Raw genomic sequence first — 12,930 nt, 5'->3', positions numbered from 1 at the left:
CCGAGTGACCTTGCGGGCGTTCAGCCCGAGTTCATATCGGTCTTTATTCTGAGACGTCTCGGGGTCTCACCAATGCTAAGCCAATCGGTCGGATCACCGTCCCTTTTCCAAAGCATATTTGAATTGTGTTGAGCAGTGGTCGTGGCGCTGATTGACCCGACTGCGATCTCTCAGCGTTTTTGGGGAACCTTGTGACTGTGGCTGATCGATCTTCAGGATTTTCTTGTTGAAGAAAACATAATTCAGGATGAACGCATTTCATGCGTTTGATTTCGGCTACGGTATCGCGCACTTCGATTTCGGACTGGCCGAGAGCGGCGATCTGGTACCCGACTTCGACATCTACGATCCGGATGACCGCAAGAGCACCTTCGTTCTGGACGAAGATACCGGGCTCCTGGTCAAATCGGCCTGATACCAGCCTTGCCCGTTCCGTTTTCGAGTGGCGGAACGGGCTGGCATCGGCGGCGGTAATCGCTAGGGTCGGGCCATGGTGAACGCGTTTCTGTCAACGCCCCTCTGGGGCAGTCTTCTGCAGGATGCCGGGACGGCCGAGGCCTATTCCGCTCCCGCCTTCACGCGCCGGATGGTTGCGTTCGAACGCGCCTGGACTCAGGCGCTGATCGACCGCGGGATCGCGTCCGAGGAGGCCGGTCAGTCGGCGCTCGCGGCCATCGACCGCTTTGATCCCGAAACCTCTGACCTTGCTTCGGGCAGCGAGCGTGACGGCGTTCCTGTTCCTGCGCTTGTGCGCGCGTTGCGGGCGGGTTTGGAGGAAGACGCCGCGAAAGCCATCCATAGCGGCGCGACCAGTCAGGATGTTCTGGATACGGCGATGATGTTGACTGTTCTTAACTGCCTTGCGCGGTTCGAAGTTCAGCTTGCCGACATCATCGGGCAGATCGACAGCCTGACGGATGACTACGGCCAGCGGGCGCTTATGGGCCGCACGCGGATGCAGGCGGCTCTTCCGATCCGGGTGTCGGATCGTCTTGCAGCCTGGCGCGCTCCGCTCTCGGGGGCGCTGACCGCTTTACCCATGCTCGTGGCAAGAGTGGGCGTCGTTCAGGCAGGCGGCGCTGTGGGGACGCGGGATGCCCATGGCGACAAGGCCGATGAGGTCGTCGCCGCGCTTGCCACTCATCTGGGGCTGAGCGTCTCCGATGTCTGGCACAGTGATCGCAGCCGCATTCTGGACGTCGGACACTGGCTGACCAAAGTCGTGGGCGCGCTCGGCAAGATCGGGCAGGACATGGCGCTGATGGCCCAGCAGGGCGTTGACGAGGTGACACTGTCGGGCGCGGGCGGGTCGTCTGCCATGCCGCACAAGCAGAACCCGGTAAGGGCCGAGGTGCTGATTGCGCTGGCGCGGGTCGTTGCGGGTCAGCAGGGGACGCTGGCGCAGGCGCTTGTCCACGAGCAGGAGCGCTCGGGCGCCGCGTGGGCGATCGAGTGGATGACGCTGCCCGCCATGTTCGAGGCGACGGGCGTCGCGCTGGCCACGGCGGACGGGCTTCTGGATCAGGTCACGTCGATAGGAGCGGACGAGGACTGATCGGGCGGCATCCCGCCGGCGTCCAGGGTCTCGAACAGCGCTTGCCGGAACAGGCGGACCGGCGGTGTCGGTTCTTCTTCCGAGCGGGCCATGATTCCGACGGGCCCCGCCATGGCCGTCGTGTCGATCGGCACCGCTACCATGCGCCCCGCCGCGATATCGCCTGCGACGACACCCTGACTGATCAGCCAGACTGCGCGCGCAGGCCCAAGCGTCATCGCGCGTCCGAATGCGCCCGAGACAGTTTCCAGCCGGTCGGGCCAGCCGGTGATCCCCTCGGACAGCATGAACCGGTCCACCAGAGGCCTGATCGCCGCGTCCTCGGGCGGATAAAGCAGCTTTTGCCCCGCAAGTTCGGCCAGATCGGTGGCCCTGGCGCAGGGGTGATCTGCCGCGACCACGAAAACCACCTGTTCCGAATAAAGCTGCGTGAAGGAGAGTCCGGTCATCCGCTCGGGCCGCCCCATACGTCCGACGACAATGTCCAGTTCCCCGGCGCGCAGACGGTCGATCAGCGTCCCGATGCCGCCGTCGTCCACTGTGACGGGCGTCGATGGCGACAGTTCGGCAAAGCGCTGCACCGCGTCCGGCAGGAAGACGGCGGCGACGCTCGGCAGAGCTCCGAGGCGGAGGGGGGCCGAAATGCCAAGGTTCAGGGCCTCGATACTCGACAGCCCGTGACCGAGGGAGGCAAGGCTCTGTTCCGCGAATTGCCGGAACACAGAGCCTTCTCGGGTCAGCGCGATGCCGCCACGGTCTCTGAGCAGAAGCGGCGCGCCAAGTATGTCTTCAAGGTCTTTCAACGTCTTCGAGATCGCCGGCTGGGTCAGGTTGATCCGCCCCGCCGCCGCTTTCAGGCTGCCCGCGCGGACCGTCTCCACAAAGGCCAGCAGGTGCCGCATCTTGATCTGTCGAAGTTTTCTGATTTCCATATTGGCAAGTAACCAGCGTGATTTCTCATTTTTAATGCACTGTTCGGGATGTATCATACAAGATGTGTCGAGGGAGGACGGCAATGAAAACACAGGTTGCGATCATCGGCGGCGGGCCGTCCGGCCTTTTGTTGTCTCAACTTCTCTACACCCGTGGGATCGAAAGCGTCGTTCTCGAGCGGAAGACGAAGGACTATGTCCTCAGCCGAATTCGTGCGGGCGTTCTCGAACAGGGGCTGGTGGGGCTTCTTGAAGAGGCGGGCTGCGCCGACCGGCTTCATCGCGAAGGGTTGCCCCATGACGGGACGCTGATCTCCTACGGCGACGAGATGTTCCGCATCGACTTCACGCAGCATACCGGTACCCCCGTCGTCGTCTACGGTCAGACCGAGGTGACGCGGGACCTTTATGCAGCGCGGGAAGAGGCGGGCGGCGTCATCGAGTTCAATGTCGAGGACGTGGCGATCCACGGTGCCGATGGCGATACGCCATATGTCACCTACACCGTCGATGGCGAGGCGCGTCGGATAGACTGCGATTTCGTGGCGGGTTGCGACGGATTTCACGGGGTCAGCCGCAAGACCATCCCGGCGGATGTGCGGACGGAATACGAGAAGGTCTATCCTTTCGGCTGGCTCGGCATCCTGAGCGAGACGCCGCCCGTCAATCACGAACTGATCTACGCCAATTCCGAGCGTGGGTTTGCGCTCTGCTCGATGCGTAATCCGAACCTCAGCCGCTATTACATCCAGTGCCGCGCCGATGACAGCCCGGACAACTGGTCGGACGAAGCGTTTTGGGAGGAACTCAAGCGCCGCATTCCCGCCGATCAGGCCGCAAAGCTGGTCACGGGACCGTCGATCGAGAAATCTATCGCGCCGCTCAGGTCCTTCGTGACCGAGCCGATGCGGTGGGGGCGACTGTTCCTGTGCGGCGATGCCGCCCATATCGTTCCGCCCACCGGTGCCAAGGGTCTGAACCTTGCCGCGTCCGATGTGCATTACCTCTACAACGGCCTTCGCGAGTTCTATGAGACCGGCTCCAGCGAAGGGATCGACCGGTATTCCGAGCGCGCCCTTGCGCGGGTCTGGAAAGCCGAACGGTTCTCGTGGTGGTTTTCGTCGGTCACGCACCAGTATCCCGACCAGTCGCCCTTCGATCTGAAGATGCAGCGCGCCGAGCTTGAGTTCCTGCGTGCGAACGAGGCCGCGCAAAAGGCGCTGGCGGAAAACTATGTGGGGTTGCCGTACTGATGAACGTCCTCGAAGCAAACGGTATTTCGATCCACTGGCGGGAGGACGGGCAATCCGATGGCGTGCCGGTGGTCTTCTGTAACTCGCTCGGCACCGATCTCAGGCTCTGGGACGCGCTGATGCCGCATCTGCCGGCGGGTTTCCGCTTTATCCGCTTCGACAACCGGGGCCATGGCCTGACCGAGGCGACGCCCGCGCCCTATACGCTGGACATGCTGGTCAGCGATGCCGAAGCGGTGGTCGAAAAGGTGGCGGGTGGGCCGGTCATCTTTGTCGGTCTCTCCATCGGGGGTATCATCGGGCAGGCTCTGGCGCTGCGGCGGCCTGATCTTGTGCGCGCGCTCTTCCTGTCGAACACGTCGTCGCGGTTCGGCACGGCAGAGATGTGGCAGCAGAGGATCGACGCGGTCGAGGCGGGGGGCGTCGCGTCCCTGACAGAGGCCATTCTCGACCGCTGGTTCAGCAAGGCGGGGCGGCACGCGCCCGACGTCGCACTCTGGCGCGCCATGGTCGAGCGGACGCCTGCGGCGGGTTATACGGGCTGTTCGGCGGCGCTCAGGGACGCGGATATCCGCGGTGAGATCGGCGCGCTGGACCTGCCGGTTTTCGCGCTTACGGGGGACGAGGACGGTGCGACGCCGCCCGAGGTCATGCGCGCGACCGCCGACCTGATCCCCGGCGCGCGGATGGAGGTTATCCCCGGCACGGGTCACCTGCCATGCGTCGAGAAACCAGAGGCTTACGCCGCGCTATTGAATCCCTTTCTGAAGGAGCACCAGAATGGCTGACCGTTTCGACACCGGCATGAGCGTCCGGCGTCAGGTTCTGGGCGACGCCCATGTGGACCGCGCCGAGGCGGGCAAGACCGCCTTCGATCGTCCCTTTCAGACGATGATCACCGAAGGCGCGTGGGGCACGCTCTGGGCCGATGACACGATCTCACGGCGGGACCGGTCGCTTCTGACGCTGGCGCTTCTTGCGGCGACCGGGAACTTCGAAGAGATACCGATGCATATCCGCGCCAGCCGCAACACGGGCGCCAGCCCTGACGAGGTGATGCAGGCCTTCCTGCACGTGGCAGTCTATGCTGGCGTGCCGAAGGCCAACCATGCGATCAAACTGGCCAAGGACACCTACAAGGAACTGGGAGTGGAGCTATGACCGAGAACGGACAGAATAGGGGCTACATCGCCCGCGATCGGGACCGGCAGCCGGATGCCTATACCCCCGGTTACAAGACCAGCGTCAAGCGCAGCCCGCAGGCCGCGCTTCTCTCTTTTCCGACGACGCTCAGCGAGGAGACCTCGCCTGTCTTCGGGCACGGGCTGATCGGCAAGCTCGATAACGACCTGATCCACAATTATGCCAAGCCCGGCGAAAGCGCGATCGGTCCCCGGATCATCGTCTACGGCCGTCTTCTTGACGAGACGGGCCGCGGCGTGCCGGGCGCGCTTCTGGAGTTCTGGCAGGCCAATGCGGGCGGGCGCTATCGCCACAAGAAAGAGGGATATATCGCACCGCTCGACCCGAATTTCGGCGGCTGCGGACGGCTGATCACGGGCGAAGACGGCTCTTATGAGTTCCGCACGATTCAGCCCGGACCCTATCCCTGGCCCAACGGTCCCAACGAATGGCGCCCCGCGCATATCCATTTCTCGGTCTTCGGGCACGGTTTCGCGCAACGGCTCATCACCCAGATGTATTTCGAAGGGGATCCGCTGATCCCGCTTTGCCCGATCGTGGGCGTCCTCAAGTCGCAGCAGGCGATCGACGACCTGACCGCGCCGCTCGACATGAACCGGACGCTGCCGATGGACGCGCGCGCCTACAAGTTCGACATCGTGCTGCGCGGCCGCCGCCAGACCTATTTCGAAAACCGCCGGGAGGGGCTGTGATCATGGTGCAGAAGCTTGAATACCTGAAAGAAAGCCCCAGCCAGACCGCCGGTCCTTATGTCCATATCGGTTGTATGCCGAATTTCTCGGGCATCGAGATCTATGGCGGGTCTGATCTGGGTCGGTCGATGAAGACCGGTCCTGTGAAAGGCGAGGAAATCACGGTGACCGGCATCGTCCATGACGGCATGGGAACGCCCCTTCGCGACGCGATGATCGAGATCTGGCAGGCGGATGCGGCGGGTCTTTATGCTTCGGCCAACGAGACACGCGGCAAGGCGGACCCGAATTTCACCGGCTGGGGCCGGTCGCCCGGCGATCCCGAAACGGGCGAGTTCGTGTTCGAGACCGTTAAGCCGGGCCGAGTGCCGTTCCGCGACGGCCGGCTGATGGCGCCGCACGCGACGCTCTGGATCGTCGCACGGGGTATCAATATCGGTCTGCAGACGCGGATGTATTTCGAGGACGAGGCGGAGGCCAATGCCGAGGACCCCATCCTGACGCGGATCGAACACCAGAGCCGTGTGCCGACGCTTCTGGCAAGAAAGACGGGCGAGGGCGCCTACCGCTTCGACATCCACCTGCAGGGGCCTGACGAGACGATCTTTTTCGACTTCTGAAGAGGCACCGGAGCGCACCCGGAAGCCGGGCCCGTAGAATTCGAATAAAATTCTCTTCTTCTTGGCGAAAATACTCCGGGGAGCGCGAGGGGCTGGCCCCTCGCTTTGCCCACGCAGGATTCAGGGCGTGCCGACATCCGGCCCGATGATATCCCGCGTCTCCAGCATCGCCGTCAGACCGCCGTCGGTCTCGATGTTGCAGCCGCGCACCCATTCCGATGCGGGGCTGGTCAGGAAGGCGATCACCTCGGCCACCTCTTCCGGTGAGCCGGAACGGCGCGTCATCTCGATCCCGCGTGTCGCGCGTTCTCCGAAGGCGCGTGTGAAGTCGTCGAGGATGGGCGTGGCGACCGCCGCCGGGCTGACCGCGTTCATGCGGATGCCCCGGTCGATCAGGTCGCCCGTCGCTGCCTTTGTCCAGACGATCACGGCCTCTTTCGACAGGTCGTAGGCGCGAACCGGGTCGATCCTTTCGTCCGCGACAAATGCTGTCAGGTCGGCGTCGTCTGGCATGGCCAGAAGGTGCCGGACCTGTGCGATGTTCTCGCGCCATTTGGCACCGGCTTTGGAGGCAACGTTTACGATGGAGCCGCCCTCGCTCATCAGGGGCAGCACCGCCCGCGTCACACGGCGCAGCGCCAGCACATTGACCGAAAGGATTTTGGGCTCAAGCCCCGCGCGGGGTGGCAGGCCGGCGGCGTTGATCAGCGCATCCACCGGGCCGTCGATGACGGGCAGGGGCGTGTCCGGGTCGCCAAGGTCCTGCTCGATCCATCGGTCTGCCGCGCTGCCGGGATCGTTCAGGTCGATGGCGGTGATCCGGTAGCCTCTCTCGTGCAAGGCGCGCGCCGCCGCCGCGCCGATGCCCGAGGCGGCACCTGTGATGACTGCGTGTCTCATGACGGTGCTCCGCCAATCGCCTGGCTCAGAACCTCCTTCTCTGAACCATCCGCACCGGTCCATGCCACGAAACGGTCAGGGCGCAGAAGAATGCGGTCGGTTCCATAGGCGTCGCATTCCCCGGCGCTCAGGCGGGCGACAGTGAGGGGCAGGGCCATGGAGCCTGCCGCCGTCTCGAACGGCTCCGCATCGACCCCCTCGGCAAGTAAGAGCGTCAGGCCATCTCCGATCCGGTCGAGCATCCCGGCTCCGGCATCCTTGCCGGGCGGTGGCAACAGGTGGCCGATCCGCGCCTCGAAACTGTGGCCGCCCTTGGCACTCGGGTGACCGTCGCCGCCGATGACGGGTGAACCTTCGTAATTCGGCTCAAACGCGTTTACCTCGTCGGCGTCCAGATTGCGGGAATGCCAGGCAGCTTCGAACGCTTCGCGGTCGGTGTCCGGGTTGTAGGTGTTGAGGAAGGTCCGGTCCTCTTCGATGAACCGCTCGATGAAGTCCCGAGCCGTCGAGGCGAAGACCGGCCGGCGCTCGGCGTCATAGCTGTCGAGAAGCGCGTCTCCGCCCCATCCTTCAAGCGTCGCGGCCAGTTTCCAGCCAAGGTTCCGCACATCCTCGAAGCCCGTGTTGATGCCGTAGCCGCCATAGGGCGGGTGGCTGTGACAGGCGTCGCCAGCGATGAAGACACGGTCCATACGGTAGGTGTCGGCAATCGCCACGCGCAGGTCCCAGAGCCCGATATGCTCGAACTCCAGCTCGAAGGGCTGGCCCACGGCGCGGTGCAGCATGGCGCGGAAGTCGTGATTGTCCTCGGTGGTGCCGAGCGGAACCGGCGCATGGAAGAACCACGACAGCCCGTGATCGACGCGCCCGAAGAACTGCCAGTACCCTTCGAAATCCGGGTGGAGCACGTTGTAGAACGCCTTGCCCGGATACCGCTTCAGAAGCTCGTGCAGCTCTTCCGAGCGGAAGACAAGTAGCGCCATCAGACGGTTATGCTCGGACTTCGTCTCGGTGATCCCGGCGGCCTCGCGGGTGAAGGAGCGGCTGCCGTCGCAGCCGACAAGGAACTTGCCCCGAAGCGTCTTCGTACCATGTCCCTTCCGCTCTCCAACCGTCAGCGTCACGCCGTCGGTATCCTGCTCCAGCGCCTCACCGGACCAGCCGTAGAGAACGTCGATTTCCGGTATTTCGGCCGCGCGGGCACGAAGAACCCGCTCGGTCGCGTATTGGGGCAGGCGGGCGTTGGCGGCGAAATAGTAATCCTTCACATGCGCCCGGTTCAGCCAGTCGTAATGGTAGTCGGACAGAAGGGTGCCATAGGTGGTCATGCCGCCGATACCGCCGCCTTCGGGGATCGGGTGCGCGGTGCGGAGTTCCGCCTCGCAGCCCCAGGACAGGAAATGCTCGGCCGTGCGTTGCGTCAGGTTCTGGCCCTTGGGGATCGGCTGGGGCTCGGGATAGCGCTCGACCACGCAAACCCGGTGGCCGCGCTGGCCAAGCTCGATGGCAAGCCCCATGCCCACCGGGCCGCCGCCGTTGATCAGAACGTCATAGGTCTCGGGCATCAGGCCGTTTGCGGGATCACGCCCGCCTCCATGTAGATATGCTTGGTTTCGAGGAAGTCGTTCAGCCCCTCCGGCCCGTGGAGCCGCCCCAGACCGGATTTGCCGTAGCCGCCGGTCTCGCCTTCGGCAAAGAGCCTCAGATGCGAGTTGATCCAGACCGTGCCCGCCCGGATCGCACGGCTTGCCCGCATGGACCGCGCGCCGTCGCGGGTAAAGACCGACGCGGCGAGGCCATAGGGGGTCGCGTTGGCCTTGTGGACGGCTTCGGCCTCGTCTGCGAAACGTTCGACCGAGACGAGGGGGCCGAAAAGCTCTTCCTGCACCAGAGGTGAGGCGAGGTTGTCGATCCGGAAGAGCGACGGCGTCAGGAACGCACCCTGACCGATCCGCTCGCCGCGGAGGATCATCTCGCCCTCATCGGCGGCCTGCTCCAGAAGGCGCTCAATTCGCTGGCGGTTCGCGTCGTCGATCAGGCTGCCCATCTGGCTGGCCGGGTCGCTGCCCGGGCCAGTGCGAACGGCCTTGAACGCCGCTGTGATCCGCGCCTCGAAGTCTTCCGCGATGCTCTCGTGGACAAGGAACCGCGCGGCGGCGACGCAAATCTGACCGGCCATGGCAAGCGATCCGTGGGTCAGTTCCTTCACCGCCAGATCCAGATCGGCGTCCTCGAAGATCACGGCAGGCGCCTTGCCGCCCAGTTCCAGCCCGACCCGCTTCAGTGTCGGCGCGGCGGCGGCCATGATGGCCGCGCCCGTACGGCTCGACCCGGTGAAGCTGATGACGTCGATATCGGGCGACGCGGTCATGGCCTGCCCCACCTCGATCCCGTTCTCGTTGACCGAGTTGACGACGCCCTTGGGCAGCGACGGGGCCGAGGTAATCGCCTCCATGATCCGTGCATGGACAAGGGGCGTCTGCTGGGCGGGCTTGATGAAGGTGGTGCAACCCGCGGCGAGGGCCGGGGCGAGCGAGCGCATGAGCAGCGTCACTGGCGCGTTCCACGGGACGATCACACCCGCAACGCCCGCCGGTTCGCGGTTGAAGAAGGACATGTTGCCCGGCGCGGTTTCCATCATGGTGCCGCGTATGTTGCGGGTCAGACCGGCGTAATAGCGCGTCTCGGAAATCGCGCCCATGGTCTCGCCCATGGCCTCGGCGCGGATCTTGCCGTTCTCCGCGACGACGAGGTCCGCGATTTCGTCCTTGGCCGCGTCCAGCCGGTCCGCGATCTCGAAAAGCGCCTGCGCACGAAGGCGGGGCGAGGCGGCCCAAGGCGAATCGAAGAACGCTTTCCGCGCGGCAGCGGCAGCGGCGTTGGCCAGGGCGGCGCTGCCCGGATGGTATTGCCCAAGCACGCCGAAAGTGGCGGGGTTGATGCTGTCTTCCTGACTACCCTCGGCGACCCAGTCGCCATCGATGAAATGTCGTGCAGGTGCGATGTTCATGTGTCGCCTCGGTTCATTCGGGTTTCGGTTCGGAACAGGTCATGCGACGGCCCCGCTCAGGCCGTCCTGCTGGCCCAGGCTGTCGCCAAGCTCGCGCGAAAGATCGAGCACCATGGCCTGGATCTCGGAAAGCCTTTCCGGACCAGCATCGGCCTCGTCGCTTGTCATGCAGATCGCGCCCTGAGGTGTCGGGTCGCTTCCCATGACGGGGGCCGCAACGGCGACGACGCCGGGCGTAACCTCGCCCCAGGCGGTGGAATAGCCGTCGCGTCGTACGTCGCGGAGCGCTTCCAGCACATCGTCGACGGTGTCGCCCGTTCCGGTGCCGGCGAAAGCCTCGAGATAGTCCTCGACCAAGGCGCGCCGGTCGCGCGGCGGCAGAAAGGCGGCGATGGCCCGGCTGATGGCACCCTTGCCGATGGGCATGGGGCGCCCGCGCGGATAGCTGGATTTCGGCGTCTCAACCGAGACCACCGACGCGACGCACAGAAGCTTTCTCCCATACCAGCGCACCAGAAAGGCCGAACCGGGAAACTGCGCCGCCAGACGTTCCAAAACGGGCGTACCAAGCGCGATCAAGGGATCGGCGCGGGTCATCAGGTAGTCAAGCTCGGTGACGCGGGGACCCAGCGTGTAGCCGGCATGGGGCAGGGTGGTCAGATAGCCCGAGTCCTTCAGCGTCTTCAGGTAGCGATAGAGTGTCGGGCGCGAATAGCCGAGCTCTGCCATCATCTCTTCCGGCGTCCAGTGGGGGCGGTCGCAGGAAAAGAGGTCCAGAATTGCGAGGATGCGCTCGCCCGAGCCGGAAACGCTGCTCATGGGGCGACCTCGCTCGATGCGGCCCGGCGCGCGCCGATGACCTCGGAGATCATCAGAAGCAGTCCGGCGACCACACCGACCACATCCGTCAGCAGCGCACCCTCGAAGGCCATCGCCGGAACCAGGGCCATCAGACCCGCCGTGCCGAAGGCGATGCGTTTTCCGCGGCTCAGAAGGCGTGTGAAGTAGCCTGCCAGTGCTGAAGACACGAGCCACACACCAAGGACCGCCGTGATGACGGCAAAGACGATGTCGGAAGGTGTGCCGATCAGGATCAGCGTCGGTGAAAAGGCGAAGAGGATCGGGATCACATAGGCCGACCAGCCGAAGCGCATCGCGGCCCAACCCGTCGCCATGGCCGGAGCCTTGGCAAGCGACGCGGCGGCGAAGGCGGCCAGTGCGATGGGCGGCGTGATCATCGACATCATGCCGAAATAGAGAACGTAGAGATGGGCGGCGATGGGCTCGATTCCCACCTCGACCAGCGCGGGCGCGACAAGTGCGGCGAGGAGGACATAGACCCCCAGCGTCGGGAGCCCCATGCCGAGGATGATGCAGACAATGGCCGAGAGGCCCAGAAGCAGGATCGCGCTGCCGCCGCCGATCTGAACCAGAAGGTAGGTCAGGTTGAAGCTGAGGCCGGTGATGTTGAGGACGCCGATCACGATGCCCGACGCCGCCGAGATGAGCAGGATCTCGACGACGGAATGCCCCGTGCGCGCGATGCTGAAGAAGAGGTTCGCGAGGCTCGGCCTCTTGCCCCGGTATCCGATCAGAAGCGCCGTAGCGCAGAGCGCCAGCACCGACCAGAGCGCCGCGCGCTCGGGCTGGTAGCGTTGCCAGAAAAGAAGGTAGATCAGAACCCCGAAGGCGGCGGCGAAATGGATGCCGACGATCACGTCGCGGCCTTTGGGGATCTCGGATTTCGGAACGGGCCGGATGCCAAGGCGCGCGGCCTCAAGGTCGGCCTGAATGAACAGCGCGATGTAGTAGAGGCAGGCCGGGACCAGAGCCGCCAGCACGATCTGGCTATAAGGGATGGCGAGGAACTCGGCCATAAGGAAGGCGGAGGCGCCCATCACGGGCGGCATGAGTTGTCCACCCGTGGACGATACGGCCTCGATTGCAGCCGCCTTGTGGGCCGGGTAGCCGTCGCGCTTGATCATCGGGATGGTGACGACGCCGGTGCCGACGACGTTGGCGACTGCCGAGCCGGAGATCGAGCCGAAAAGCCCCGAGGCCAGCACCGCGATCTTCATCGACCCGCCCCGGAAGCGCCCCATGGCGATCATCGCCGCATCGGTAAAGAACTGCGAGCCGCCGGTGATGCCCAGCAGTACGCCGAACAGGATGAAGGCGATGACGACGGTCGACGCGACCGAGATGGGAAGGCCCAGAATGCCGTTCGAGTCGACGGCCATATAGCCCGCCAGAAGCTGCCAGTTCTGCGCGCGGCCCTGAAGGCGGCCCGGAAAGACGTCTCCGAAAAGCGCGTAGAGAAGGAAGGCGAGGATGATCAGCACCAGCGCCCAGCCCGTCGCGCGACGGAGCGCCTCGAGCAGAAGGACAATGATGATAGCACCCGGCACCCAGATCTCGGGCGGGCGGGCGAAGATCATCAGTACAAGGTCGGGATAACCCACGGCCACGAAGCCGAGGGCGCCCATGGCAACGAGCGCGAGAAAAATGTCGTGCCACGGCACGTGGTTCCGCAAAACCTCCCGCCGGGCGGGCAGGGTCAGAAAGGCGAGCGGCAGCGTGAAGAACATGATGCCCGCGAAGAACTGCTGCGGATACAGGTTCAATCCGAGTTGGCGCTGAAGCGACAGCGCCCAGCCGATCGCCAGCAGAACGATACCGGCGGCGAGTATGTCCGCCACCGGTTTGAGGGCCGCCACGGAAACCCCGTGACGGCCCATCCGCGTCGTGTCAGCCCTCTGGCTCAC

General features: G+C 64.6%; 13 protein-coding genes. 7 read left to right on the top strand and 6 right to left on the bottom strand.

Annotation, left to right across the window (positions count from 1 at the left end; genetic code table 11):
• Positions 1–247 precede the first annotated feature (247 nt).
• Positions 248–415 carry a hypothetical protein gene (locus GQ651_RS05670; RefSeq protein ID WP_160763211.1) on the top strand — a complete coding sequence of 56 codons (168 nt, stop codon included), beginning with the start codon at positions 248–250 and terminating at the stop codon, positions 413–415.
• A 75-nt stretch (positions 416–490) separates the two neighbouring features.
• Positions 491–1,555 carry a 3-carboxy-cis,cis-muconate cycloisomerase gene (locus GQ651_RS05665; protein WP_160763210.1) on the top strand — a complete coding sequence of 355 codons (1,065 nt, stop codon included), beginning with the start codon at positions 491–493 and terminating at the stop codon, positions 1,553–1,555.
• Here GQ651_RS05665 and pcaQ read toward each other — a convergent pair.
• The gene (gene pcaQ / locus GQ651_RS05660) at positions 1,522–2,487 is read right to left on the bottom strand and encodes a pca operon transcription factor PcaQ (protein ID WP_160763209.1); all 966 of its coding nucleotides are present in this window, start codon (positions 2,485–2,487) and stop codon (positions 1,522–1,524) included. The genes GQ651_RS05665 and pcaQ overlap by 34 nt on opposite strands.
• Before the next feature lie 83 nt (positions 2,488–2,570).
• On the opposite strand from pcaQ, the gene pobA reads away from it, so the two are divergent.
• The 5 genes from pobA to pcaG are packed head-to-tail and all read left to right on the top strand — an operon-like array spanning position 2,571 to position 6,255.
• Entirely contained in the window at positions 2,571–3,740 is a 1,170-nt protein-coding gene (pobA, locus tag GQ651_RS05655) for a 4-hydroxybenzoate 3-monooxygenase (RefSeq protein ID WP_160763208.1), read from the top strand.
• Positions 3,740–4,528, top strand: coding sequence for a 3-oxoadipate enol-lactonase (pcaD, locus tag GQ651_RS05650; RefSeq protein ID WP_160763207.1), 789 nt, complete (start codon positions 3,740–3,742; stop codon positions 4,526–4,528). Before pobA ends, pcaD begins: the two co-directional genes overlap by 1 nt.
• On the top strand, positions 4,521–4,901 hold the full coding sequence (gene pcaC / locus GQ651_RS05645) for a 4-carboxymuconolactone decarboxylase (protein ID WP_160763206.1): 381 nt from the start codon (positions 4,521–4,523) through the stop codon (positions 4,899–4,901). Before pcaD ends, pcaC begins: the two co-directional genes overlap by 8 nt.
• Positions 4,898–5,635: a protocatechuate 3,4-dioxygenase subunit beta gene (gene pcaH, locus GQ651_RS05640; protein ID WP_160763205.1), complete on the top strand. Its 738-nt coding sequence runs from the start codon at positions 4,898–4,900 to the stop codon at positions 5,633–5,635. Before pcaC ends, pcaH begins: the two co-directional genes overlap by 4 nt.
• A gap of 2 nt (positions 5,636–5,637) precedes the next feature.
• On the top strand, positions 5,638–6,255 hold the full coding sequence (pcaG, locus tag GQ651_RS05635) for a protocatechuate 3,4-dioxygenase subunit alpha (protein WP_160763204.1): 618 nt from the start codon (positions 5,638–5,640) through the stop codon (positions 6,253–6,255).
• A gap of 120 nt (positions 6,256–6,375) precedes the next feature.
• On the opposite strand, the gene GQ651_RS05630 is transcribed toward pcaG, so the two are convergent.
• The 5 genes from GQ651_RS05630 to GQ651_RS05610 are packed head-to-tail and all read right to left on the bottom strand — an operon-like array spanning position 6,376 to position 12,930.
• Positions 6,376–7,155 (bottom strand): SDR family oxidoreductase, encoded by a 780-nt coding sequence (locus GQ651_RS05630; RefSeq protein ID WP_160763203.1) that lies wholly within the window; start codon positions 7,153–7,155, stop codon positions 6,376–6,378.
• Positions 7,152–8,720 (bottom strand): FAD-dependent monooxygenase, encoded by a 1,569-nt coding sequence (locus GQ651_RS05625; RefSeq protein WP_160763202.1) that lies wholly within the window; start codon positions 8,718–8,720, stop codon positions 7,152–7,154. Before GQ651_RS05625 ends, GQ651_RS05630 begins: the two co-directional genes overlap by 4 nt.
• Positions 8,720–10,165: an aldehyde dehydrogenase family protein gene (locus tag GQ651_RS05620; protein WP_160763201.1), complete on the bottom strand. Its 1,446-nt coding sequence runs from the start codon at positions 10,163–10,165 to the stop codon at positions 8,720–8,722. The genes GQ651_RS05625 and GQ651_RS05620 overlap by 1 nt, the downstream gene beginning before the upstream one ends.
• 39 nt (positions 10,166–10,204) lie before the next feature.
• On the bottom strand, positions 10,205–10,984 hold the full coding sequence (locus GQ651_RS05615) for an IclR family transcriptional regulator (protein WP_160763200.1): 780 nt from the start codon (positions 10,982–10,984) through the stop codon (positions 10,205–10,207).
• The gene (locus GQ651_RS05610; RefSeq protein WP_319637333.1) at positions 10,981–12,930 is read right to left on the bottom strand and encodes a TRAP transporter permease; all 1,950 of its coding nucleotides are present in this window, start codon (positions 12,928–12,930) and stop codon (positions 10,981–10,983) included. Before GQ651_RS05610 ends, GQ651_RS05615 begins: the two co-directional genes overlap by 4 nt.

Origin of the sequence: Kangsaoukella pontilimi, assembly GCF_009830125.1 — a bacterium.
Classification (GTDB): Bacteria; Pseudomonadota; Alphaproteobacteria; order Rhodobacterales; family Rhodobacteraceae; genus Kangsaoukella; species Kangsaoukella pontilimi.
The sequence above is the reverse complement of the archived record's forward strand: the minus strand, read 5'-3'. Positions and strand labels throughout refer to the sequence as shown.